This window comes from Streptomyces sp. MMG1121 (genome assembly GCF_001280015.1).
GTDB lineage: Bacteria > Actinomycetota > Actinomycetes > Streptomycetales > Streptomycetaceae > Streptomyces.
In genome coordinates, this window is record NZ_LGDV01000251.1 from 393,768 (window position 1) to 418,967 (window position 25,200).

General features: G+C 72.3%; 11 protein-coding genes. All 11 read left to right on the forward strand.

The genetic code is table 11. The features are described 5' to 3' along the window. Window positions 1-55: 55 nt before the first annotated feature. The 11 genes from ADK64_RS40300 to ADK64_RS40350 are packed head-to-tail and all read left to right on the forward strand — an operon-like array spanning window position 56 to window position 25,190. A complete protein-coding gene (locus tag ADK64_RS40300; protein WP_053667081.1) occupies window positions 56-7,582 on the forward strand; it encodes a non-ribosomal peptide synthetase in 7,527 nt (2,508 codons plus the stop codon). After that, on the forward strand, window positions 7,579-8,670 hold the full coding sequence (locus ADK64_RS40305) for a saccharopine dehydrogenase NADP-binding domain-containing protein (RefSeq protein WP_063790030.1): 1,092 nt from the start codon (window positions 7,579-7,581) through the stop codon (window positions 8,668-8,670). Before ADK64_RS40300 ends, ADK64_RS40305 begins: the two co-directional genes overlap by 4 nt. Further along, complete coding sequence (locus ADK64_RS40310) at window positions 8,667-10,871, forward strand: bifunctional Gfo/Idh/MocA family oxidoreductase/class I SAM-dependent methyltransferase (RefSeq protein WP_053667083.1); 2,205 nt, start codon at window positions 8,667-8,669, stop codon at window positions 10,869-10,871. The genes ADK64_RS40305 and ADK64_RS40310 overlap by 4 nt, the downstream gene beginning before the upstream one ends. Before the next feature lie 12 nt (window positions 10,872-10,883). Beyond that, the gene (locus ADK64_RS40315) at window positions 10,884-11,606 is read left to right on the forward strand and encodes a VOC family protein (protein WP_234384915.1); all 723 of its coding nucleotides are present in this window, start codon (window positions 10,884-10,886) and stop codon (window positions 11,604-11,606) included. Window positions 11,607-11,609: 3 nt separating this feature from the next. Beyond that, window positions 11,610-12,977, forward strand: a complete 1,368-nt coding sequence (locus tag ADK64_RS40320; RefSeq protein WP_053667085.1) for an FAD-binding oxidoreductase — start codon at window positions 11,610-11,612, stop codon at window positions 12,975-12,977. Further along, on the forward strand, window positions 12,974-18,355 hold the full coding sequence (locus tag ADK64_RS40325; protein ID WP_053667087.1) for a non-ribosomal peptide synthetase: 5,382 nt from the start codon (window positions 12,974-12,976) through the stop codon (window positions 18,353-18,355). Before ADK64_RS40320 ends, ADK64_RS40325 begins: the two co-directional genes overlap by 4 nt. A 13-nt stretch (window positions 18,356-18,368) precedes the next feature. Then, window positions 18,369-19,652, forward strand: coding sequence for a salicylate synthase (locus ADK64_RS40330; RefSeq protein WP_053667219.1), 1,284 nt, complete (start codon window positions 18,369-18,371; stop codon window positions 19,650-19,652). Between the two features lie 3 nt (window positions 19,653-19,655). Further along, window positions 19,656-21,251: a (2,3-dihydroxybenzoyl)adenylate synthase gene (locus tag ADK64_RS40335; RefSeq protein WP_053667089.1), complete on the forward strand. Its 1,596-nt coding sequence runs from the start codon at window positions 19,656-19,658 to the stop codon at window positions 21,249-21,251. After that, window positions 21,248-23,032 carry an ABC transporter ATP-binding protein gene (locus tag ADK64_RS40340; protein WP_053667092.1) on the forward strand — a complete coding sequence of 595 codons (1,785 nt, stop codon included), beginning with the start codon at window positions 21,248-21,250 and terminating at the stop codon, window positions 23,030-23,032. The genes ADK64_RS40335 and ADK64_RS40340 overlap by 4 nt, the downstream gene beginning before the upstream one ends. Beyond that, a complete protein-coding gene (locus ADK64_RS40345; protein WP_053667093.1) occupies window positions 23,029-24,813 on the forward strand; it encodes an ABC transporter ATP-binding protein in 1,785 nt (594 codons plus the stop codon). The genes ADK64_RS40340 and ADK64_RS40345 overlap by 4 nt, the downstream gene beginning before the upstream one ends. Beyond that, entirely contained in the window at window positions 24,810-25,190 is a 381-nt protein-coding gene (locus ADK64_RS40350) for a hypothetical protein (RefSeq protein WP_053667095.1), read from the forward strand. The genes ADK64_RS40345 and ADK64_RS40350 overlap by 4 nt, the downstream gene beginning before the upstream one ends. The last annotated feature ends 10 nt before the right edge of the window (window positions 25,191-25,200 follow it).

The following is a 25,200-nucleotide window of genomic DNA, read 5'->3' on the forward strand; positions in this document are numbered from 1 at the left end:
TTGACCGGTCTCTCCACCGGTCTTCGACGGTGTCTTCCAAGGGGGATGAATCCAGGTGACGCAGGAACGCGCCGACGCGGCGCTCGATCTGCCCGGAATCGTTGGCGAACTGCTCGGGCTCCCCGTGACGGACATCGACGAGGACGCGCATCTCATCCAGCTCGGGCTGGACTCGCTGTCGATGATGAGGATCGCCGGGCGATGTCGCCGCGCGGGCCTCGACATCGCCTTCGCCGACCTCATGACCGAGCCGACGCTCGCGGCCTGGCAGCGGCTGGTCGAGGAGCGGGGTGCGGTCGGTGAGGCGGCCGTGACCCTGCACGTGGACGAGACCGAGCCCTTCGAGCTCGCCCTCATGCAACACGCCTACTGGGTGGGTCGCACCGAAGGGCAGCAACTCGGCGGCGTGGCCGCGCACTTCTACAACGAGTTCGACGGGTGGGACGTGGACCCGGCCCGCCTCGAAGCAGCCGTACGGGCCGTCATCGCGCGGCACGGCATGCTGCGCGTGAGCATCCTCGACGACGGCCGCCAGCGCATCCTCTCCGAGAGCCCCTGGCCCGGACTGCGCGTGCACGACCTGCGCGACCTGGACGCGGCTGGCGCGGAACACCGGCTGGACGAGCTGCGCCGGACCCTCTCGCACCGCCGTATGGACATCGCCACCGCCGAGGTCTTCGACGTCCAGCTGTCGCTGCTCGCGGACCGCCGCACGCGCCTGCACGTCAACCTCGACATGGTCGCCGCGGACGCGCTCAGCCTGCGCGTGCTGCTGGCCGACCTGGCCCGCGCCTACTCCGGCGTATCGCTGCCCGCCCTGGACTACAGCTACCCGCGCTACCTCGCCGAGCGCCGAGCCGCCGCCGAGACGCCTATCCACAAGGCCGTGCTGGAGGCCGATCGCGCGTACTGGCACGAGCGGCTGCCCGAGCTGCCTGCCGCGCCCCGACTTCCCGCGTCCACCGGTGAGACGGAAGCCGTCACCGTCGTACGGCGCCATCTGCACCTCGACGCCGAGCAGACCCGGCGCTTCGACGAAGCCGCCCGCCGCCACGGGCTCACGCCCGCCATGGCGCTCGCCGCCGTGTTCGCCGAGTCACTGCAAGCCTTCAGTGCCGAACCGGACTTCCTGCTGAACCTGCCACTGTTCGACCGCGAGCCGCTGCACGACGACGTGGCCTCGCTCGTGGGCGACTTCACCTCGTCGGTGCTGCTCGCCTGGCACGGAGCGGCACCCGGCACCTTCGCCGAACGTGCAGCCCGCCTGCAGAAGCGATTCCACGAGGACGCCGCGCACGCCGGCTACTCGGGTGTCGAGGTGCTGCGCGACGCCTCCCGGCTGCACGGCGACCGCGTCCTCGCCCCCGTCGTCTACACCAGCGCCCTCGGCCTGGGCGAACTGTTCGCCGACGCCGTGCGGGAGAGTTTCGGCGAGGCGTCCTGGATCATCTCCCAGGGCCCGCAGGTCTGGCTCGACGCACAGGTCACCGAGGTCGGCGGCGGGCTGCTGGTCAACTGGGACGCGCGTGAGGACGCGTTCGCGCCCGGTGTCCTCGACACGATGTTCGCCGCCTACCAGGCTCTTCTGGAGCGGCTGCCGGACGATCCGGCGGCTTGGACCGCTCCCGTGCCGTCGATGCTGCCCGAAACCCAGCGGGCGGCGCGGACCGCCGTCAACGCCACCGACTGGAACGCCGGCACGGCACGCCTGCACGACGGCTTCTTCGAGCAGGCCGCCGCCCACCCCGACGCACCCGCCCTGCTCTGGGGAGGGGACTGCTCACTGTCGTACGGCGAACTTGCGCAGCAAGCACTGAGGCTGGCCGGGAGCCTGCACGCACGTGGCGTCCGGCCGGGGGATCTGGTCGCCGTCACACTGCCCAAGGGGCCTGACCAGATCACCGCTGTGCTGGCCGTCCTGGCCGCCGGTGCCGCCTACCTGCCCTTGGGGATCGACCAGCCCGCGGTCCGCCGCGAGCGCATCAACGCATCGGCCGGGATACGTCTGGTCCTGGACGACATCGCTGTGCCGGAGGGGACCGAGCCCCTGACCGCGCCTGTGCCCGGGACCGCGGCCGACCTCGCATACGTCATCTACACCTCGGGCTCCACAGGAGAACCCAAGGGCGTCGAGGTCCCCCACGCGGCCGCCGTCAACACGATCGCAGACCTCAACCACCGCTTCGGCACGGGTGGTTCGGACCGCACCCTGGCCGTCTCCGCGCTCGACTTCGACCTGTCGGTGTACGACGTCTTCGGCACACTCGCCGTCGGCGGCGCCGTCGTGTGTGTCGAGGAGCCTGCTCGCAGGGACGCCACCGCCTGGGCCGAATTGGTGCGTGCGCACGGGGTGACCGTCGTCAACTGTGTGCCCGCCCTGCTGGACATGCTCGTCACCGCCGCCGGAGCCGACGGGCTGCCGTCCCTGCGGCTGGCGCTGCTGGGCGGCGACTGGGTTCCCCTGGACCTTCCAGGGCGGGTGCGCGCGGTGGCGCCCGACTGCCGGTTCGTGGCGCTGGGCGGTACGACCGAGACCGCGATCCACTCCACGGTGTGCGAGGTCGGCGAGGTCCCGGCCGACTGGGTGTCGGTGCCGTACGGGACGCCGCTGCGGGGCGTCAGGTGCCGGGTCGTCGACGCGCTCGGCCGGGACTGCCCGGACCGGGTGCCCGGCGAGCTGTGGATCGGCGGGACCGGGGTGGCGCGCGGCTACCGTGGGGATGCGACGCGGACCGCCGACCGGTTCCTGGAGGCCGACGGGCTGCGCTGGTACCGCACCGGCGACCGCGCCCGGTACTGGCCCGACGGCACCCTGGAGTTCCTCGGCCGCACCGACCACCAGGTCAAGATACGCGGCCACCGGATCGAACTCGGCGAGATCCAGGCCGCATTGACCGCCGTGCCCGGTGTGGAGCGGGCACTGGCCATAGTCGGCGAGGACCGGCGGCTCGCCGCCGCCGTGACCGGCGTCGCCGAACCCGCACAGCTGCGTGCCTTCGCCGCAGAGCGGCTGCCGTCCGCGATGGTGCCCGAACGCGTGATCGTCCTCGACGAGTTGCCGCTCACTCCGAACGGGAAGATCGACCGCAAGGCCGTCGCCCGCCGCGTCGCGCAGTGCGCCGAGGCCGCCGCCAGGCCCGTCACCCCACCGCGCGGCGCACGCGAACAGGACGTGGCACGGGCCTTTGCGGACCTGCTCGGCGCCGGCGAGGTCGGACGGGAGGACGACTTCTTCGCCCTCGGCGGCGACTCCCTGCTCGGCACCCGCCTGATCGCCCGACTCCGCGCCGAGGGCTACGGCGAAGTGCGACTGACCGACCTGTTCACCCACCCCGTGCTGGCCGACTTCGCGGCTCGCCTTCACCCCGACGGCACGCGACGCACCGCTCCGACGGTGACTGCCGATGCCGAACACCGCCACGAACCGTTCCCCCTCACCGACGTGCAGCGCGCCTACTGGCTCGGCCGCGGCGAGGACTTCACGCTCGGCGGCATCGGCTGTCACTTCTACCGCGAATACGACGTCGAGGACCTGGACGTGGCCCGGTTGGAGTCGGCGCTCAACCGGCTGATCCAGCGACACGAGATGCTGCGCGCGGTCGTCGACGGCAGCGGCGAACAGCGCATCCTGCCCGAGGTGCCGCGCCTCACCGTGGAGGTCACCGACGCGGGACCCCATCCGGACACCGCCCTCGCGCGGCTGCGCAAGACCGCATCGCACCAGGTGTTCGACCCGGCCCAGTGGCCGCTGTTCGCCGTACGCGGGGTTCGCGCCGGCCGCCGTACGCGGCTCGCCATCGGCATCGACAACATCGCGCTCGACGCGCTGAGCATCCTTATCTTCTACGCGGAGCTCGCCGCCCTGTACGCCGACCCGGACGCCGAACTCCCGCCCGTCGACGTGTCGTTCCGCGACTACATGTGCTCCACCGCCCCGGATCCCGAGGCGGTCTCCGTCGCCCGTGCCTACTGGACCGACCTGCTGCCGCAGCTTCCGTCGGCGCCCGCGCTGCCTCTCGCAAAGGATCCGGCCGCCGTCCAGCGTCCCCGCTTCACGCGTCGCGAGGCCCGTGTCGCCCCCGAGCGGTGGCAGGTGCTGACCGAGCGGGCCCGAGTACACGGCCTCACCCCCTCCGGCGTTCTGCTGACCGCCTTCGCCGAGGTGCTCGGCCGGTGGAGCACCCGACCCGACCTCACGCTGAACCTCACCCTGTTCGACCGCCGTGACGTCCACCCGCACATCGGCAACACCCTCGGAGACTTCACCTCACTGATGCTCGTCTCCTCGCGCCCGCAGGCCGGGGAGAGCTGGGCGGCGCGTGCCAGGCGAGTCCAGGAGGAGCTGTGGCGCTCCCTGGACCATCGGGAGGTCTCCGCCGTGTGGGTGCTGCGGGAACTCGCCCGCCGGAGCGGTGAGGCGGAGACCACCATGCCCGTGGTCTTCACCAGCGCGCTCGGTGTCGGGGGCCGGGTCCCGCAAGCCCCGTTCGACCGGCAGGTCTGGGGGGTCTCGCAGACCCCGCAGGTGTGGCTCGACCACCAGGTCACCGAGGACGGTGACGGCATCCGCCTCAACTGGGACGTCGTCGAGGAACTCTTCCCCGACGGCCTCGTCGACGCGATGTTCGAGGCGTACGTGAGGCTGGTCGACTGGCTGGCCACCGGGGACTGGAACACTCCGGCGCCCGACGTGCTGCCCGCTGCCCAGAGCGCGACGCGCGCCGCCGTCAACGCCACCGGCCCCGATGTCCCCGGACTGCTGCACGCCGGCTTCTTCCGCCGCGCCGCCGACCAGCCTCAGCGCGTCGCGTTGCTGTGGGGCGACGGCGACCGCCTGACCTACGGCGAGCTTGCCGACCGTGCCCTTCGCCTGGCCACCGTCCTTGTGGAGCATGGCGTCCGGCGGGGCGAGACCGTCGCCGTCACCCTGCCCAAGGGGCCCGACCAGATCGTGGCCGTGCTCGGCGTGCTCGCCGCCGGGGCGGCGTACGTTCCCGTCGGCGTCGACCAGCCCAGCGCCCGCCGCGAGCGCATCCACCGCCTCGCGGGCGTCCGCCTCGCCGTCACCGAGCCCGGTGCCCAGTCGGTGGGTGGGGTCACGGCCGTACCCGTCGACGCGGCGCCCTCGATGGACGTGGCCGCCGCTCCCGTCGACGTGCCGACCGACGCGCTCGCCTACGTCATCTTCACCTCCGGCTCCACCGGCGACCCCAAGGGCGTCGAGATCACCCACCAGGCGGTCGCCAACACCGTCACGGACATCAACGAGCGCTACCAGGTCACTGACTCCGACCGGGGCCTGGCGGTGTCCGCGCTGGACTTCGACCTCTCCGTGTACGACGTCTTCGGGCCGCTGTCGGCGGGCGGCGCGGTCGTCCTGATCGGCGAGGACGAACGGCGCGACGCCCGCCGCTGGCTCGACCTCGTCCGCCGCCGGCGGGTCACCGTCTGGAACACCGTGCCGGCCCTGCTGGACATGCTGCTCGTCACGGCCGAAAGCGGCGCCCAGCCGCTCGACACGCTGCGGCTCGCGCTGGTCTCCGGTGACTGGGTGGGCCTCGACCTGCCGGGGCGGCTGGCCGAGCAGAGCCCGTGGTGCCGGTTCGTCGCCCTGGGCGGGGCGACCGAGGCCGCCATCTGGTCCAACGCCCACGAGGTCGACGAGGTCGACCCGGCCTGGACGTCGATCCCGTACGGGCGGCCACTGCGCGGACAGCGCTTCCGTGTCGTGGACGCGCACGGCCGGGACTGCCCCGACTGGGTACCGGGCGAGCTGTGGATCGGCGGGGCCGGGGTCGCCCTCGGCTACCGCGGCGCACCGGAACTGACGCGACGCCAGTTCGTGACCGAGAGCGGGGAGCGCTGGTACCGGACCGGTGACCTGGGCCGGTACTGGCCCGACGGGACCCTGGAGTTCCTCGGGCGCTCCGACCACCAGGTGAAGATACGCGGCCACCGCATCGAACTCGGTGAGATCGAGGCGGCGCTACGAGAGGCACCCGGGGTGGGCCGGGCCCTGGTCACCGTGGCGGGCGAGGGCGCGGCGCGGAGCTTGGCCGCCGCCGTCGTTCCGGCGTCCGATGCGGGATCGGTCGACCTTCGTGGCTCTCAACCGACCACGACGGCACGCGAGTTCCGTGAACGGGCCCGGCACGTGGAGAGCGCGGTGGCGGATTCCTTCCTGGCCCAGTTGCTCGGCCTGCGCGACGTGACCTCCGGGCTCACCGCAGAGGGTTGGGCGGCCCGTCTGGGGGCGACCGAGGCACACCTGCCGGTCCTCCGGCTCTGGCTGCGGTGGCTCACGGAACGCAAGGTGCTCGTAGAGGACGCGGGGGCGTACGCCCCCGGACCCGAGAGCCCCGCAGCGGCACCGTTGGCGGGCGCCCACGACGCCTACACCTCCTTGATCGGCCGAGCGCACCAGCGGCTCACCGAGCGGATCGGCGACTACCAGGCCATTCTCGCCGGACAACTGGATGCCTCCGTCCTGCTCGACGACGACATCCTCGCCCCCGCACGTCTCGCAGCGGCCGACCCGGGCAGTGAGGCTGCCGTGGCGGAAGTGGCCCGGCGCATAGCGCAGTTGGCGCTATCGCTGGGGCGCCCGGTGGAAGTCGCGGAACTCGGCGGCGGGGACGGTACGTTTGCCGCTCGGCTGCTGGGCCGACTGGCTCCCGAGCAGGTGCGGTACACGCTGCTGGACGGCGACCCGATCCTCGTGGAGGCCGCACAGCAGCGGTTGGCCGGGCTTCCGCACGAGTCCGCCTGCCACCGCCTGCACGGCCTGCTCGTCCCCGACGAGCTGCGGCACCGGTTCGACATGGTCCTGGCCGACCAGGTGCTGCACCGCCACGCGGACCCCTCCCACGGCCCCGCCCTCGCTGCCCTGCTGACGCGGCGCGGCGGGGTGCTGCTGGCCGTGGAACGGGCCGAGCTCACGCCGGTCGCCCTGCTGACCGCTGCCCTGCTGGACAGCGGGTACGCAGGCTTCGACAGGGAACGGCGGATCGCGGGCACGCCGATGCTGCCCGCCGAGCGGTGGGCGGAACTGCTGGGCACCGCAGGCTTCCACGACGTCACACACGACTCGCTGGGCGACTCCTTCACCGAAATGCTGCAGGCCCACCGGCCCGACGACGCCGTCGACCTCGACCCTGCCGCGCTGCGCACCCACGCGGCACAGCGCCTGCCCGCGCACATGGTCCCCGAGCGGATCACCGTCCTGCCGTGGCTGCCGCTCGGCGCCAACGGCAAGGTCGACCGCGCCATGATCACCGCTCTCGTCACGACCGCCCAGGAGGGCGAGGACCCCGACGAGCCGCCGCAGGGGGAACTGGAACAGGCCCTGGCCTTGATGTGGACCGAACTGCTCGGCGTACCGGCGGTGGGGCGCCGGCAGAGCTTCTTCACCCTGGGCGGCGACAGCCTTCTCGCGACCCGCTTCCTCGCACACGTCGCCCAGCGCTACGGCGTACAGCTGCCGCTGCGGCGCCTGTTCGCCGGCCCGACGCTGGAACGGGTCGCGGAATCCCTCGCGGCAGGGCTGGCGCAGTCCGGCGAGTCCGAGGAGGGCGCGCTGTGATCGGCGTTCTCGGCGGATACGGCGCCGTCGGCGGCCATGCGGCCCGCCTGCTCGCCCGGTGGGGAGCGGGACCGTTGCGCATCGGCGGGCGTGACGACGTACGGGCGAAGCAGCTCGCCGCACAGCTCCCGCACGCGGAGCCGGTCGTGGTCGACACCGGTGACCCGGCCTCGCTCGCCGCCTTCGTACGGGGCTGTGACCTGGTGGTGAACTGCGCGGGCCCGTCGCACCGCACCTCGCAGCAGGTCACGTTCGCCGCGCTGATGGCGGGCGCCCATCTCGTCGACGCAGGAGGCGGTGGGCGGCTGGACCACGTCCGCACGGCCGTCGGCGAGCGCACCGCCCTGTACGACGCCGGCGCGCTGCCGGGCCTGTCGGGACTGCTGCCCCGCCATCTGGCGGCGGAGCACTTCGACTCCGTGCACGGACTGACCGCGTACGCCGGTGTGCTGGACCGCTTCACCCCGACCGGGGCCGACGACTACCTGGACGGTGTCCTCGACGGCGCCAACGAGCCGCTGGCCGCCTGGCGCGACGGCGCCCGCCGCTCGGGCACACTCCACCGCCTGACCGATCACCGGCTGCCGTACTTCGTCCGCGAGGTGACGGCCTTCCCCTACCTGGACGCGGAGGCCGAGCGGCTCGCCCACGACCTGTCGCTCACGTACGGCGACTGGTACACGGCGGTGGACGGCGGACACCTGGCCGCTGCGCTCGCCGAAGCCCGTACGGCGGACCGCGCCGAGGCAGTTGCGGCCCTGTGCCGGGCCACCGCCCTCGACACCGCGGGCCGCACCCCGTACGTGACGCTCCTCGTCCAGCTCGACGGCGTCCGCGCCGGACGGCCCACGACCCGTACGGCGGTCCTGCGCGCGCCGGGCATCGCCCGGCTCACCGGCGCCGTCACCGCCGTCGCGGCCCTGGCGGTCCTGCGTGGCGAGGTGCCGCACGGACCGCACTGGGCGGACACGGCACTCGATCCGGCCAGCGCCCTCGCGCGCCTGACGGACGAGCCGGGCCTGTGCGACCTCCATGTGCACGAGTCGGCGATCCATGAACTCACCACGGTTGAGGAAGGTGCCCTGTGAAGCGGCTTCGGACGGTCGTGTGCGGCACGACCTTCGGCCAGTTCTACCTCGCCGCCCTGGCGATGCTGCCCGACGAGTTCGAAGTCGTCGGCGTGCTCGCGGCCGGAAGCGAACGGTCCGTCGCATGTGCCGCCCGGCACGGCGTACCGCTGTACACGGACGTGGACCACCTGCCCGCCGAGGTGGACCTCGCCTGCGTCGTCGTCCGCTCCGGTGTGCTCGGCGGCACCGGCACCGACCTGGCGCTGCGGTTGCTGCGCCGCGGCATCCATGTGGTCCAGGAACAGCCCGTGCACCACGACGACCTGGCCGCCTGCCTGCGCGAGGCGCGCAAGCACCGGGTGCGCTACCGGCTCGGCGACCTGTACGTGCGGCTGCCGGAGGTGCGGCGCTTCGTCCAGGCCGCCCGCACGGCGCGCGAACGGCAGCCCGTCGCCTACGTCGACGCCGCCTGCGCCTCGCAGGTCGCCTTCCCGCTGCTGCACCTCCTGGGCGAGGTGCTCGGCACGCTACGGCCCTGGCGGGTGACCGCTGCCGACGCGGACCCCGACGCGCCGCTCACCGTCCTGACCGGCACGATCGGCGGGGCACCCCTGACCCTGCGCGTGCACAACCAGGTCGACCCCGACGACCCCGACAACCACCTGCACCTGCTGCACCGCGTCACCCTCGGCACCGCGGGCGGCAGCCTCACCCTCACCGACCCGCACGGCCCGGTGCTGTGGAGCCCGCGGCTGCACATCCCCGAAGCGGTCAAGCACCGCTTCGACTTCGACGCCCCCGGCACCGGACACCTCACCGAACCCAGCACCTCCGTACTGAGCAGCGGAGCCCCGGCCGCCTACCGACACCTGCTGAGGCAGCAGTGGCCGGCCGCCATCGGCGAGGACCTGCGAGCCGCACGGGCGGCGATCCTCGGCGAGGCGCAGGCCGAACGGCCGGACCAGTACCACTTGACCGTGTGCCGGATGTGGCAGGACCTCACCAAGGAGCTGGGCTACCCGACTCTGCGACCCGGTCAGGCCCACCAGCCACTCTCAGCAGGTGAGTTGACTGGTGAAGTCGGCGTAGCCGACCTGATCCGGCACGCCACCGCCCAGGCGGATCTCCACGTCGGCACCGTGGACCGCCGTCTGGTGGACGACTTCGTACGACAGCTCGACGACGCGGTTCTCCTGGCGATGCTGGCCGCACTCCAGGAGGCCGGAGCCCTGCTCGACCCCCAGTCGACCTACTCGGCCGAGGAGATCCTGGCCGACGCGCGAGTGGCGCCCCGCCACGACACGCTGATCCGGCGCTGGCTGCGGGTCCTCGCCGACCGCGAGGCGATCGCGCGGGACGGGGAGCGGTTCCGGGGCACGGCGCGGGTGGACTCCAAGGCGGTGGACCAGGCGTGGGGTCTGGCTGCCCTCACCTGGCAACAGGCCCTGGGTACCCGCGAGTTCGTCGCATACCTGCGGCGCAACGCCGAATGCCTGCTCCAGCTGATGAGAGACGAACAGCAGGCAGCCCTGCTGCTCTTTCCGGAAGGCCGGACCGACGTCGCGGACGCGGTGTACCGCGAGACCATCACCGCCCGCTACCTCAACACCGCCATCGCCGCCGCCGTACGCTCCCTGGCCGCCGTACGCAACGCCACGCACCCGCTGCGGATCATCGAGGTCGGGGCGGGCACCGGCGCGACGACGGAAGCGATCACCACGGCCCTGACCGCGGACGGGCGCAAGAGGCCACCTGTGGACTACCTGTTCACCGACGTCTCCCACTTCTTCGTCACCGTCGCCAAGGAACGCCACGCCGACCGTCCCTGGATCCGGCACGGCCTGTACGACGTCGACCAGGATCCGGCCGGTCAGGGACTGGAGCCCGGCACCGCAGACGTCGTCGTCGCCGCCGGCGTCCTGAACAACGCCCGCGACACCGACGCGACGATGCGCCACCTGGCCGGGTTGCTGGCCCCGGGAGGCCGGCTGCTGGTCACCGAACCGACCCGCGAACACCTGGAGATCCTCGCCTCGCAGGCGTTCATGATGACCGCCGCCGAGGACGCGCGGCGGGCCGACGACACCACGTTCCTCACCCGCGGGCAGTGGCTGGCGGCTCTGGAAGGAGCCGGGTTCCGGCAGATCGTCACCGCGCCGGACGAGGACCACCCGCTGGCGCCGCTGGGACAGCGGCTGTTCGCGGCCCGGATCAACTGAGTGCACCGTCCCATGGGGGAGTTGAAGATCGTGCTGCGTTGCAGCCATGTCCTGTGCAAGGTCGACGATGTCCGGTCGGTCGTACGGGACTACGAAGAGCTGGGTTTCACCGTCGAGTACGGCAGCGCTCCCGAGCGCGCCCACAACGCCCTGCTCTGGTTCGAGGAAGGACCGTTCATCGAGTTCTTTCAACTGCCGCCCGCCTTCCGCCTCGTGAAGTGGCCCATGGCGGCTGTGAACGGCAGGGCGGCAGGGGACCGGCTGGCCCGCTGGGCCCGTCCGGGCGAGGGCTGGCGGGACCTTGCCCTGGAGACCGACGACGTCGAACTGGTTCGTGTCCATGCGGCGCTGAGCGCCGGGGGAGTGCGGGTGTCACGCGTGATGAAGGGCCGCCGTACCCGCCCGGACGGCGACCTGGTGCGCTACCAGTTCCTCGCCACGCACCCGGTCCGGCTTCCGTTCGTGGTCTCCGCCTACGACCCGCCCCAACGCCCCGCCTCCGTGCACCACCCCAATGGGGCAAGGCGCATCAGCCGGGTCCGGGTCGGCGTTGCGGAGCGCGACCGCGCCGCCTTCGACACCCTCGCCGCCCACGTCGAACCGGACGGCCCGCTCGCCGTCGAGATCGCCCCGGACACCGGTGTAGTCGCCGTCGAACTCGAAGGTCTCACCGGCCCGTTGGATCCGGCCAGGCTGCACGGCGCGGTCCTGACCACGCCGGCCCGGACGGAGTAGCCCGTGAACACCCTTCCTGGATTCCGCGGCCGGCTCCTCACTCCGGGCTCCCCCGGCTACGACAGGGCCCGCCGCGTCCGCAACGCCCGCGCCGACCGGCGCCCCGCCCTGATCGCCCGCTGCACCGACGCCGACGACGTGATCGCCGTCCTCGCCCACGCCCGCAGCCACTGCCTGCCCGTCGCCGTCCGGGGCGGCGGGGCCCACGTGGCGGGCTGGGGCACCTGCGACGACGGCGTGGTCGTCGACCTCGGCGGCATGAAGCGGATCGACATCGACCCCCTCGCCCGTACCGCCGTCGCCGAGCCCGGACTGACCTGGGGCGAGTTCGACGCCGCCACACAGGAGCACGGCCTCGCCGTGCCCGGTCCCCGCAACACCGACGTCGGCATCGCCGGCCACACCCTCGGCGGCGGCGTCGGCGACCTGTCCCGCCAGTACGGGCTCACCAGCGACAACGTCACCTTCTTCGACCTGGTCACCGCCGACGGGCGGCACGTGCGGGCGGATGCCGAGACCCACTCGGACCTGTTCTGGGCACTGCGCGGAGGCGGCGGCAACTTCGGCGTCGTCACCCGCCTCGGTTTCCGCCTGCACCGGGTGAACGGTGTCGTCGCAGGGGCTCTGGTCCACCCGGCGTCCCAGGCGCGCACCGCCCTGCGCACGGCCCGCGACTGGCTGGCCACGGCACCCGACGCGGCATCGCTGATCGCCATCGTCTGGACCGCGCCGCCGCTGCCGCTCATACCCGAGCACCTGCACTTCGAGCGGTGCGCGGTACTGATCCCCAGCTGGTTCGGGCCGCCCGACCAGGCGGACGAGGTGCTCGCCCCCCTGCGGCACGGCGCGGTCGCCGACGGCATCACTCACCTGCCGTACACCGCATACCAGCGCCTGCTGCCCTCCCCGCCCGACGTCACCCGCCAGCACGTGTACAACCGCGGCGAATTCCTCACCGACCTCACCGACGCCACCCTCGACCGCCTGCTCGGCCACTGGGAGACGGCGGGCCCGAACTTCTCCGTCGTCCTCGGCGCCCTCGGCGGCGCCATCAGCCGCGCACCGGCCGGGCCCACCGCCTTCACGCACCGTGGCGCACGCTGGTTCGTGGAGCTGTGCGCCCAGTGGTACGGCGATGCCGACAGCCCCGAACACCTTCAACCGGCCCGCAGCGCCTGGCAGTCGCTCCAGGACGTCACTGAAGGCCCCTACGTCAACCTCCTGCCCGACCCGGAGCCCCACTGGGTGCGCGCCGCCTACCCGGACGCCGCGTACGCGCGTCTGGGCCGCGTGAAGAACACCTGGGACCCGGACAACCTCTTCCGCTTCAACGCCAACATCCCGCCCCTCACGGCCAAGGAGAACGCATGACCACCGCACCCACCCCGGCCGACCTGATAGCGGACCTGCGCCAGGCGGGCGTCCAGCTGTGGGAGGAGAACGGGACCCTTCGCTACCGCGCGCCCAAGGGCACTCTGAGCGCCGGGCGGCTCCAGTCGCTGAAGGACAGCAAGGCAGCCGTACTGGAGTGTCTGCGCGCCGAGGCCCGGCCCACCACGCTCACCCCCGACCCGCCGGCCCGGCACGAGCCGTTCCCGCTGACCGACGTGCAGGCCGCCTACCTGCTGGGCCGCAACGAGGTCTTCGGGTACGGCGGCGTCGCCTGTCACGTCTACCTCGAGGTGAACTACTCCGGCCTGGACCCGGCCCGCACCGAGGACGCCTGGAACCGGCTCGTCGCCCGCCACGACATGCTGCGGGCCGTCATCGACCCGGCGGGCCACCAGCACGTCCTGCCGACCGCGCCCCGGCTGACCGTCCCCGTGGGCGAGACAGAAGAAGACCTCCTGCGGTCCCGCGAGGAGATGGGCCACCGTGTGTACGACACCACGCGCTGGCCCCTGTTCGACGTCCGCCTCACCCGTACGGCGGACCGTGCGGTGCTGCATCTCTCGATGGACTTCCTGATCGCGGACTGGGCGAGCATCTGGCTCCTGCTCGGCGAGTTCGAGACCCTGCACGCCGATCCGGACGCCGAACTCCCGTCGCTCGACGTCCAGTTCCGTGACTACCTGCTGGCCGAGCGCTCCCTGAGTGACTCTCCGGCCCATCAGCGTGACAAGGACTACTGGTGGTCCCGGCTGGACACCCTGCCGCCCGCCCCGGATCTTCCACTCACCGAGACGAACCAGGAGCCTCGTTTCCGCCGCCGTTTCCTGAAGCTGGACACAGCCGCCTGGGAGCGCCTGAAGGACCGCGCCCAGCGTCGCGGTCTGACCCCATCCTCGGTCGTGCTCGCCGCCTACGCCGCCGTGATCGGCCGCTGGAGCCGCAGCCCGCGCTTCTGCCTCAACCTCACCGTCCTCAACCGCTTGCCGCTGCACGAGCAGATCGACCGCGTCGTGGGTGACTTCACCACCGTGAACCTGCTCGCCGTCGAACCGACGCCCGGAAGCTCCTTCGCGGAGCGAGCCGGCGTGCTGTCCGGACAGCTCTTCGACGACCTCGACCACCGGCTGTACTCCGGCGTGGAGGTGCTGCGCGAACTCGCCCGCCGCCGGGGCCGCGAAGCCGCCCTGATGCCGGTGGTGTTCACCAGCGCCATCGGTCTCGGCGACGACCGCACCGGCCGCCGTGCCGAGGGCCGCCTGGACGGCTTCGGCATCACCCAGACCCCGCAGGTCTTCATCGACTGCCAGGCCATGGACGACGCCGAAGGGCTGCAGGTCAACTGGGACGTCCGTGACGGGGTGTTCCCCAAGGGCCTCGCGGACGACATGTTCGACGCCTTCGACACACTCATACGGGCCCTCGCCGACGGCGAAGACCTCTGGGACGCGCACGACGTGGTGCCCCTGCCGGCCTGGCAGACCGAGGAGCGCCGCCGCGCCAACGACACGGCGGCCGAACTCCCCGACACCCTCCTGCACCATGCCGTCCTCGACCAGGCAGCCCGCATCCCCGACCGGCCCGCCGTCATCGCTCCGCACACGACCCTCAGCTACGGCGACCTCGCGGCCCGCGCCACCGCCGTCGCCGAGCAGCTGCGGGCCGCCGGCTGCACCGCAGGCGAACGCGTCGCCGTCGTCATGGACAAGGGCCCCGAGCAGATCGTCGCCGTCCTCGGCGCCCTCCTCGCGGATGCCGTGTACCTCCCCGTCGACACCACGCAGCCGCCCCTGCGCCGTGCCGCCATGCTCGCCGACGCCGGCGTACGGCATGTCCTGACGCAGTCCTGGGTGGACACCGACGGCCCGGCGATCGCCGTCGACACGCTCACGCCCGCCTCCCGCATGGCCCAGCCTGCGCAGGACGGCGACCCGGACGCCCCCGCCTACGTCATCTACACCTCCGGCTCGACGGGTCGCCCCAAGGGCGTCGTCATCAGCCACCGGGCCGCCCTCAACACCATCGAGGACGTGAACCGCCGCTTCGGCGTCACCGCCGACGACCGCGTGCTGGGCCTGGCCGGCCTCGGCTTCGACCTTTCGGTGTACGACATCTTCGGCCCCCTGTCGGTCGGTGGCGCCCTCGTCCTGCCCGACCCCGAGCGCCGCACCGACCCCTCCCACTGGACCGAGTTGATCGCCGAGCACGGCGTGACCGTCTGGAACTCGGTACCGGCGCTGATGCAGATGCTCGCGACCTACCTGGAGACCGAGACGGGCCGTGGGCTCCCCGCTCTCCGCCTCGCTCTCCTGTCCGGCGACTGGATTCCCGTCCCCCTGCCCGGCACCCTTGCCGCCAGGCTGCCCGGCCTGGAGCTGATCGCGCTGGGCGGTGCGACCGAGGCGGCCATCTGGTCCAACTACCACCGGTGCGGGGGAGGTTACGACAGCCACCGCAGCATCCCGTACGGCCTGCCGCTCGCCAACCAGGGCTTCCGGGTGCTGGACGCCGACCTGCGCGACTGCCCGGTGTGGGTCGCGGGGGAGCTGTACATCAGCGGCCACGGTCTCGCCCAGGGATACCTGGGCGACCCGGAGACCACGAACCGCCGCTTCGTCACGCGCGACGGACAGCGCCTCTACCGCACCGGCGACCTTGGCCGCTACCTGCCCGGCGGCGAGATCGAGTTCCTCGGCCGCGAGGACACCCAGGTGAAGGTGCGCGGGCACCGCATCGAGCTGGGTGAGATCGAGGCGGCGCTGCTGGAGCACCCGGCTGTGGCCTCAGCGGCAGTCGTCGTGGACGGTACGGGCGAGGATCGCGCGCTCCTCGGCGCGGTCGTCCCGGCGCCCACGGATCCGGCGGTCCCCGGTGCCGTATCCCTGAAGCCCGCGGTGAGTGAGGCTGCCGACGCCGCGGTCCCCGGCCTGGACGGCGACCGGGTTGCCGCGCACGTCGACTCTTTCGACGCCGCCGTCCTGTCCTCGATGGCCTGCGCGCTCGGTGAGCTGGGCCTGTTCCCCGCGGAGGACGGCAAGCCGTCGCAGCAGGCCCTCACGGAGGCCGGCATCGCCCCGCGCCACCACTGGCTGGTACGCCGCTGGCTCGCAGTGCTCGACGACCACGGCATCAGCGAGGCCGACGCACCGACCACCGCCCGCCTGTGGCAGCGGGCCCAGCAGACCTGGAGCGAGGCGGTCGCCTCCCGCGACTTCCTGACGTACGTCAGGAACCACGCCGACCGCCTGCCCGACCTGATGACCGGCCGCCAGGACCCCGTCGAACTCCTCTTCCCCGACGGGGACTTCACCACCGCGCACGCCCTCTACCGCCGGAACGCCACAGCCCGCTACCTCAACCGTGCCGTCGCATCGGTTCTGGAGGAGGTGACCGCCGCCCACCCGCTGCGAGTCCTCGAAGTGGGCGCAGGCACCGGCGGCACCACCGAGGACGCCCTGGCCGCCCTGGCAGACCGGGACGGCACGTACCTCTTCACGGACGTGGCGGGCTTCTTCCTGCCCGAGGCCCGCCGCCGCTTCGGCGACCGCGAGCGCCCGCGGCTGCGCTTCGGCGTCTTCGACGTGGATGCCGACCACCGCGCCCAGGGCCTGGCCCCGAACGCGTACGACGTCGTACTGGCCGCCGGCGTGCTGGAGAACGCCCGCGACATTTGCGCCTCCCTGACCCGCCTCACCGAACTCGTCGCGCCGGGCGGCTGGTTGATCCTCACCGAACCCACGCGCGAGCACCCGTGGATCCTGGCCTCGCAGGCGTTCATGATGACCGAGCCCGCGGACGACCGTGCCCTCGGTGGCAGCTCCTACCTCGACCGCGACCAGTGGCTCGCGCTGCTGCGCGAGGCGGGCGCCGAGCAGGTGCTGTGCCTGCCGGACGACGGGCACGCACTGGCCCCGCAGCACGTCCACCTCTTCGCGGCTCGCTTCAAGACGGACCGGGCGCAGGTCACCGAGGACGACCTCACGGCGTTCCTGCGCGACCGGCTGCCCGCCCACATGATCCCCTCGCACCTCCAGGTCGTCGACGCGCTCCCGCTGACCGGCAACGGCAAGGTCGACCGCCGCGCGCTCGCCGACTGGCGGCCCACAGCCACCGACACCGCACCCCGGCACGCCGACGAGACACCGGCGGACGCGCTGGAGTCCCATCTCACGACCCTGTGGTCCGAGGCACTGCCCAGCGGACGCGTGGGCCGCACCGACAGCTTCTACGACCACGGCGCCGACTCTCTGATCATGGCGCGGATGGCCGGACGACTGCGCGAGGAGGTCCCCGAGGCGTCCGGTATCCCCTTCGACACGCTGTTGCGGCAGCTCCTCAACCACCCGAACATCGCTGAACTGGCTGCCTTCCTGCGCGACCGCGCGGACTCACCGGCCGAGACCACCATGCGCCGCGCCGCGACCGGCGGCAACGCCGCCCTGATGTCCTTCAGCAGCTCCGGCGACGGCCCGCTGCGGGTGATGTTCCACGCCGGGCTCGGCACCATGGACTGCTACCGACCGCTCGCCGCCCGCCTGGTCGAGCAGGACCTCGGCCCGGTCCTCGGCGTCGTCATCGACGACACCGAGCGCTACCTCGCCCAGGACCCGGCCACCGTCATCGAGCGCGCCGCCGACGACTACGCCGAGCGCCTGCTCACCGAGGGCCACAACAGGCTCCAGCTCATCGGCTACTGCCTGGGTGGCCTGTACGCCACCGAGGTCGCCCGCCGTCTTGAGGAGCGCGGGGTGACGGTGGAGGACCTGGTGCTCATCAGCAGCCACCCGGTCGTCGTGGACGTCGAGGACGACCTGATGATCGAGATCCTCTTCGTGCCCAACCTGCACATCTCCCTCGCCCAGACCGGGTTCGGCGACATCGACGCGGACACCGTCGTCCGCGGGTTCATGCAGGTCATCGAACGCAACGGCGGCAAGGTCCCGCTCGGCTCACTGGCCGAGGTCGACGGCCCCGCCGGGGAGTTCTTCCGGCGTCTGTCCTCGTGCACGAGGGAGGAGAGGTTCGCCGAGTACGCCCGTGCCGCCACGGAGGCCGGCGGGGAGACGATACCGCCGGAGATGGTCGCCGGGATGTTCCGCGTCTTCCGGCAGAGCTTCCTGTCCGCCCGCTTCACCCCCGAGCCGTACGCCGGCGACATGCGCTTCCTGCTGCCGCGGGGCGCCTCCGGCTTCGCACCCGGCATGGACGACACCACCCTCGCCTTCTGGCGGGACGTATGCCTCGGCGACCTGCCCGTCACCGGGATCGAGGGCAACCACTTCAGCTGCATCGAAGAGCCGAACGTCGCCCATGTCGCCGACCTCGTCGCCGCCCCGCTGCGCGCGCCGCACCGCCGCTGACCAGGAGACCAGCATGCATCAGCACTATCAGCACACCCGTATCGAGGGCGCGTTCGCACCGTTGGCCGTCGTGGCTCAGCTCGCCGACTCCGGCCTGCTCACCGACCACGTCGTCTACGAGCAGGACCACCGGTGGTACATCGCCGGTAACCCGATCCACGAAGTACGCCTCGACGCAGGGAACATACGCATCGGCCAGAGGACCTCCCCCTGGTCGGGAACGCCCTGGGAACCCCTGCACTCCGCCCTGCACGAGGCACCGGTGGCCGACTGGCACGCCTACGGCTGGCTGTCCTTCGAGCTGGCGAGCGGCGGCCGTACGGACCTGCCCCTGGCCCACCTCATGGTCCCCGGCACCGAGGTGACGGTGACCGAGGCGGAGCTGAGCGTCCGTACCCTCGACCCGGACTTCCCGGACCGCCTCCGTACGGTGCTGGCCCGGGCCCCGAGGCCCGCATGCGCCCCGAAGGGGGTCGACGTCCACAACCTCCGGCGCACCTACCAGGGCCATGTCGCCCACGCCGTCACCGAGATCGGCCGCGGCAGGCTCGACAAGGTCATCCTCTCGCGCACCGTCCCCGTACCCTTCCCCGTCGACATGACGGCCACGTACGTCGCGGGCCGCACGGCCAACGACCCCGCCCGCTCCTTCCTCCTCGACCTCGGCGGCATCCAGGCCGCCGGCTTCAGCCCGGAGACGGTGATCGAGGCACCGGGCGACGGCACCGCCACCACCCAGCCGCTGGCCGGAACCCGCGCGCTGACCGGTGACCCGGACACGGACGCCGCCCTGCGCACGGACCTGCACCGCGACCCGAAGGAGGTGTACGAGCACGCCACTTCCGTGAAGTTGGCGGTGGAGGAGTTGTCGTCGGTGGGCGTGCCGGGTGCCACCCACGTGACGGATTTCCTCAGCGTCAAGCCGCGCGGCAGCGTCCAGCACCTCGCCTCCCGCGTCACCACCGACCTGGCCGAGGGCCGCACCGCCTGGGACGCGCTCGGCGCGGTCTTCCCGCCGGTCACCGCCTCCGGCATCCCCAAGCCGGCCGCCTACCGTCTGATCCGCGAACTGGAGGACGAACCGCGCGGCCTGTACGCGGGCGCGGTCCTGCGGGCCGGAGCCGACGGTTCGCTGGACGCGGCACTCGTGCTGCGTGCCGTCTACCAGCAGGGCGGCCGGGCCTGGCTGCGCGCCGGCGCGGGCGTCGTCGGGGCGTCCCGACCGGCCCGCGAGTACGAGGAGACCTGCGAGAAGCTCCGCAGCGTCGCCCCCTACGTGGTCCCGAAGGAGGGCTGAGCCGTGCTGGAGGGATTCACGCCCTGGCCGAAGGAGTTCGCCGACCGCTACCGGGAACGCGGCTACTGGCAGGGCCGCACCCTGGGCTCCCTGCTCCGGGACCGGGCCGAGGCCACACCGGACGCGGTCGCCGTCGTGGACGGGCAGCGCCGCTGGACGTACCGCGAACTCGACCTGCGTGCCGACCGGTTGGCAGCCGGGCTGCACGGGCTCGGGCTCATGCCGGGCGACCGAGTCCTCGTCCACCTGCCGAACACCGCCGAGTTCCTGGAGCTGTCCTTCGCTCTGTTCCGGCTCGGCGCGGTTCCCGTCATGGCGCTGCCCGCCCATCGCGAGGCCGAGATCGCCCACCTGCTCGCCCTCTCGGAGGCGGTGGCGTACGTCATCCCCGACACCCACCTCGGCTTCGACCATCGCCGGCTCGCCCGCGCTGTAAGGGAGAAGGCGCCAAGCCTGCGGCACATCCTGGTCGCCGGGGACGCGGAGGAGTTCACCAGCCTGGCGTCCATACCCGCCACGCCCCGACCGCTACCGGAACCCGACCCCTCCGACGTAGCCGTGCTGCTCCTGTCCGGCGGCACCACAGGCGCACCCAAGCTGATCCCCCGCACCCACGACGACTACCTCTACAACGCCTCCGCCAGCGCCGAAGCGACCGGTCTGACCGCAGACTCCCGCTACCTCGCCGCGCTCCCCGTGGCCCACAACTTCCCGCTCGCCTGCCCGGGAATCCTGGGCACCCTCCACGCGGGCGGCACGGTGGTGATGTGCCCCACCCCGAGCCCGGACACCGCCTTCCCGCTGATCGCCCGCGAACGCGTCACCGTCACCGCGCTCGTCCCCTCGCTCGCCCTGCTGTGGCTGGAGGTGGCCGCGTGGGCGGAGGACGATCTGAGCAGCCTGGAACTCCTCCAGGTCGGCGGCTCCCGCCTCAAGGCAGAGACCGCCCGGCGTGTCGCCCCCGAACTGGGCTGCCGCCTCCAGCAGGTGTTCGGAATGGCCGAGGGGCTGCTCTGCCACACCCGCCTCGACGACCCGGAGGACCTGGTCATCGACTCTCAGGGCCGACCACTGTGCACGGACGACGAGATACGCATCGTGGACCCCGGCGACCGTGACGTACCGCATGGCGAGGTCGGCGAGCTGCTGGTCCGCGGCCCGTACACCCTGCGCGGCTACTACCGGGCCGACGACCACAACGCCCGGGCGTTCACGGCGGACGGCTTCTACCGCAGCGGCGACCTGGTACGGCGCCTTCCCACCGGACACCTCGTCGTGGAAGGCCGCATCAAGGACGTCATCAACCGCGGCGGAGAGAAGGTCCCCGTCGAGGAGGTCGAGAATCACCTGCTCGCCCACCCGGCCGTCCACGACGCGGCCCTGATCGGCCTGCCCGACGAGCATCTGGGGGAGCGCTCCTGCGCCTGCCTGATCTCCCGCGGCACCCCGCCCACACGCACCGACGTCACCGCTCACCTCACGGCACGCGGCCTGGCCGCCTACAAACTCCCGGACGAGGTAAGGGTGTTGAAGTCCTTTCCCCGCACAGCACTGGGCAAGGTCGACAAGGCGGCACTGGCCCGGCAGGTGAGCGCATGAGCGGCCTCAGCACAGTCATGAGCCTGACCACGGCCTCCGCGCGGGTACGGCGGCGCCTGCAACAGGCGGCGGCACTCGGCCTGGTGAGCGGAGTCCTCAACGTCGTGGGCCTCGTCTGCGTGGCCTACGCCGTCGGGGAACTCCTCACCGACCACCCCTCCGGTGCCGTCGTCACCCGCTGGACCCTCGGGGCGCTCGCCGGCCTTGTGGGCGGCTTCGGCGCCCGCTGGCTCGCCGAACACCTCGCGCACGAGGCCAGCTACGAACTCGAGGTCGTACTGCGCCGCCGCCTCGCCGACAGCCTGGCGCGCATGCCGCTGGGCGAGGTGCAGCGGCTCGGCGCCGGACGCATCAAGAAGATCGTCCAGGACGACGTCAAGTCCCTGCACAACGTGGTCGCCGACGCACTGCCGTTCCTCGGCTCGGGCGTCGCCCAGCCGATCGCGGCCCTGCTGGCTCTGGGCGTCGTCCAGTGGCGGTTGCTGCTCGCCGTCCTGCTGATCGTTCCCGTCGCGTTCGTCTGCTTGTCGCTGCTGGCCCGCGACTACGGCACTCAGCGCGAGCGCTACAACAGCGCCAACGAGAACGTGAACGCCGCTGTCGTCGAGTTCGTCCAGGGCATGCCGGTCGTGCGCACCTTCGACGACGGGCGCGCGTCCTTCGGCCGGTTCGCCACCGCCGTGGAGGAGTTCACGGACGCGGTCGCCGCCTGGATGGCCACCACTCGCTCCTCCGGACTGCTGCACCGGCTGTTCATCGTGCCGCTGCCCACCCTGCTCATCGTCGCCGCCACCGGCGTCCCGATGCTCGAAGCCGGATGGATCTCCCTCACCGACCTCCTGCTCGCCCTGCTCATAGGGACCCTGCCCATCGAGGCCGTCTCACCCCTGATGCACCTGACGAACCACATCAACGACGCCAAGGCAGGCGCCGTCCGCGTACAGGATCTCCTGGACGCACCGCCCCTCCCCGAGCCCGACGAACCGCGTGAACCGGAAGGCGCGTCGATCGTCTTCGAGAACGTCACCTTCCACTACCCGGGCCGCTCGAGCAGCCCCGCCCTGGACGGCATCGACCTGACGGTCCCCGAGGGCACGGTGTGCGCCCTGGTCGGCGCCTCGGGCTCCGGCAAGTCCACGCTGGCACGCCTGATCCCACGCTTCCACGACGTCGCCTCGGGCGCGGTGCGCGTCGGTGGCGTGGACGTCCGCGACATCGCGAGCAACGTCCTGCTGCGGCAGGTCGCACTCGTCTTCCAGGAGCCGTTCCTCGTCACCGGCACCGTCGCCGAGAACATCCGGCTCGCCCGCCCGGACGCCACGGACGCCGAGGTCCGGGAAGCGGCCGAGGCCGCCGCCGCACACGACTTCATCGTCCGCGACCTGCCCGACGGCTACGACACCCAGGTCGGCGAACGCGGCACCCGCCTCTCCGGCGGACAGCGCCAACGCATCACCATCGCCCGCGCCATCATCTCCGACGCCCCTATCGTCATCCTCGACGAAGCCACCGCCTTCACCGACCCCGAGACCGAGGGCGTCATCCAGCAGGCAATCGCCCGCCTCACCCGGGGCCGCACCGTCCTCGTCATCGCCCACCGTCTGTCCACCATCACCGACGCGGACCAGATCGCCGTCCTCGACCACGGTCGCATCGCCGAACGCGGCGGCCACGCCGACCTCGTAGCCGCCGGCGGCCGCTACGCCCGCCTCTGGGCAAGCCACCAGCAGGCCGCCACCTGGGGCCTGACCGGCCACCGCACCCAGGAGGTCACCTCGTGAAGCGCATCCTGCGCCTGATGCTCACCGCCGCCGGCCCGTACGCCCCGCAGTTCCGCGCCACACTCCGCGTCTCCCTCGCGGCGACCGTCCTCCAGGCCGCCGCCTACGCCTGCTTCGTCCCGCTGCTCGCGGAGCTGACCCGCGACGACGTACGCACCGGCCGCGCCTGGGGCTGGGTGGCTCTGCTGGCCGCACTCGTGGCCACGGAAGGCGCCCTACGGATGCGCGAGATGACGTTCACGTACGACTACTGGCACCTGGTCACGGGCTCCACGCGCCTCCGCCTGGGCGCCGCCCTGCGCGCCATGCCCCAGCAGGAGCTGAACCGCCGCGCGGCCGGGGACCTGACCCAGGTCGTCGGCGGCAACGCCGCCACCGCCGCCACTGCCGTCTCCTCCCTGGCCGCCCTCTTCGTGCAACTGGTCACCGTGCCCGCCGTACTCGGCCTCGTCGTCCTGGTGCTGGACTGGCACCTCGGCCTGGTCCTCCTCGCCGGCACATGCGTGGCGCTGCCGCTCGTACGGCAGATCCAGCGCCGCTCCGGCTCCGGGTTCCGCGAGGTCGACGAGGCGGAAGGGGAGACGGCGGCGAGGATCGTGGAGTACGTCCAGGGGCTGCCTGTCCTCAAGGCCACCGGCCAGGCGGGCGCCGACTCACCACGCCTGCTGCACGTCCTGACCCGCCAGCGGCACACCCAGGCCGCCACCAACCGCTCCGCCGCCCTGCCCGTGGCCGGTGCCCAGCTCATCGTGCAACTCGCACTCGTGGCCCTGGTATCACTCGGCGCTGCCCTGGTCCTCGACGCCCGGCTCACTTCCGCCACGCTCCTCGCCATCACGGTGGCCGCCGCCCGCTTCGCCGAACCCCTGAGCCTGGCCGCCGTCATGACCAAGCTCTTCGAACTGTCCGAGGCGGCCCTGGCCCGCATCGACGACGTCCTCTCGGTACGACCGCTGCCGGTCCCCGCGGGCGGACAACCGCCGACCTCCTACGACATCCGCTTCGAACACGTCAGCTTCACGTACGACGGCCAGAACGAACCCACCCTGAGCGACGTCGACTTCACCGTCCCCGAACGCAGCCTGACGGCGCTGGTCGGCCCCTCCGGCTCGGGCAAGACGACGGTGACCCGGCTCATCGGCCGCTACGCCGACCCGCAGCGCGGCAGGGTCCGCATCGGCGGCGTCGACCTGAGCCGTCTCGACCCCGACGAGGTCCTCACACACATCGCGGTCGTCTTCCAGGACGTGTACCTCTTCGACGACACGATCCGCGCCAACATCGCCCTCGCCCGCCCGGACGCCACCGACGCGGAGATCCAGGAGGCGGCACGCGCCGCCGGCATCCACGACTTCGTCGCGACACTGCCTGACGGCTACGCCACCCGCGTCGGCGAGATCGGCTCAGCCCTCTCCGGCGGCGAACGCCAGCGCATCTCCATCGCCCGGGCCTTCCTCAAGGACGCCCCGATCGTGCTGCTCGACGAGCCGACCGCCGCCCTCGACAGCACCTCGGAGACGGTGGTCCAGGAGGCCATCGACCGGCTGGTGGACGGCAAGACGGTGATCGTCGTGGCCCACCGCCTGTCCACCGTCGTCGGCGCCGACCAGATCCTCGTCGTCGAGGACGGCCGCATCACCCAGCGCGGCACCCACACCGACCTGCTCGCAGCCTCAGGCGGGCGCTACGCCCGCATGTGGGCGGCGCAGGCCGCGGCGCGCCACTGGCAGCTCCCGGTGACCGCGGCGCGTACGGGAGGAACGGAAGGAACGCACGCATGAGCCCCACCGCACGTGACCCCAGGAGGACTCCCTTCACCCTGGTCGTCTGCACCTCCTGCCAGGACAGCGCCGACGAACACGTGATGGATGTGTTGCGCCGGGCCGTCCGCGCCTGCCCGCACGGCGTCATGGTCTCCACCGGATGCCTGGACCGGTTCCTGCAGTGCCGCGTCGGCCGCGGACTGTACGCGGCCGTACAGCCGTGCGCAGCGGACCGGCGGCCCACCGGTGCGGTGGTACGGCTCGGCCCGATCGCCTCCCGGGCGGACGCGGAGACGGTCGCCGTGTGGCTGCGAGCGGGAATGCCGGCAGACGGCAGCCTTCCCGAGCCTTTGCGTGCAGCTCCGGCGCCGCGGCAGACCGCCCACCTCAATTGACGGAAGTTCG

Bases quoted from the DNA above. Each gene is read 5' to 3' on its own strand.
- ADK64_RS40325 (WP_053667087.1), top strand. From the start codon at position 12,974: ATGACCACCGCACCCACCCCGGCCGACCTGATAGCGGACCTGCGCCAG.
- ADK64_RS40330 (WP_053667219.1), top strand. From the start codon at position 18,369: ATGCATCAGCACTATCAGCACACCCGTATCGAGGGCGCGTTCGCACCG.
- ADK64_RS40340 (WP_053667092.1), top strand. From the start codon at position 21,248: ATGAGCGGCCTCAGCACAGTCATGAGCCTGACCACGGCCTCCGCGCGG.
- ADK64_RS40350 (WP_053667095.1), top strand. From the start codon at position 24,810: ATGAGCCCCACCGCACGTGACCCCAGGAGGACTCCCTTCACCCTGGTC.
- ADK64_RS40315 (WP_234384915.1), top strand. From the start codon at position 10,884: ATGGGGGAGTTGAAGATCGTGCTGCGTTGCAGCCATGTCCTGTGCAAG.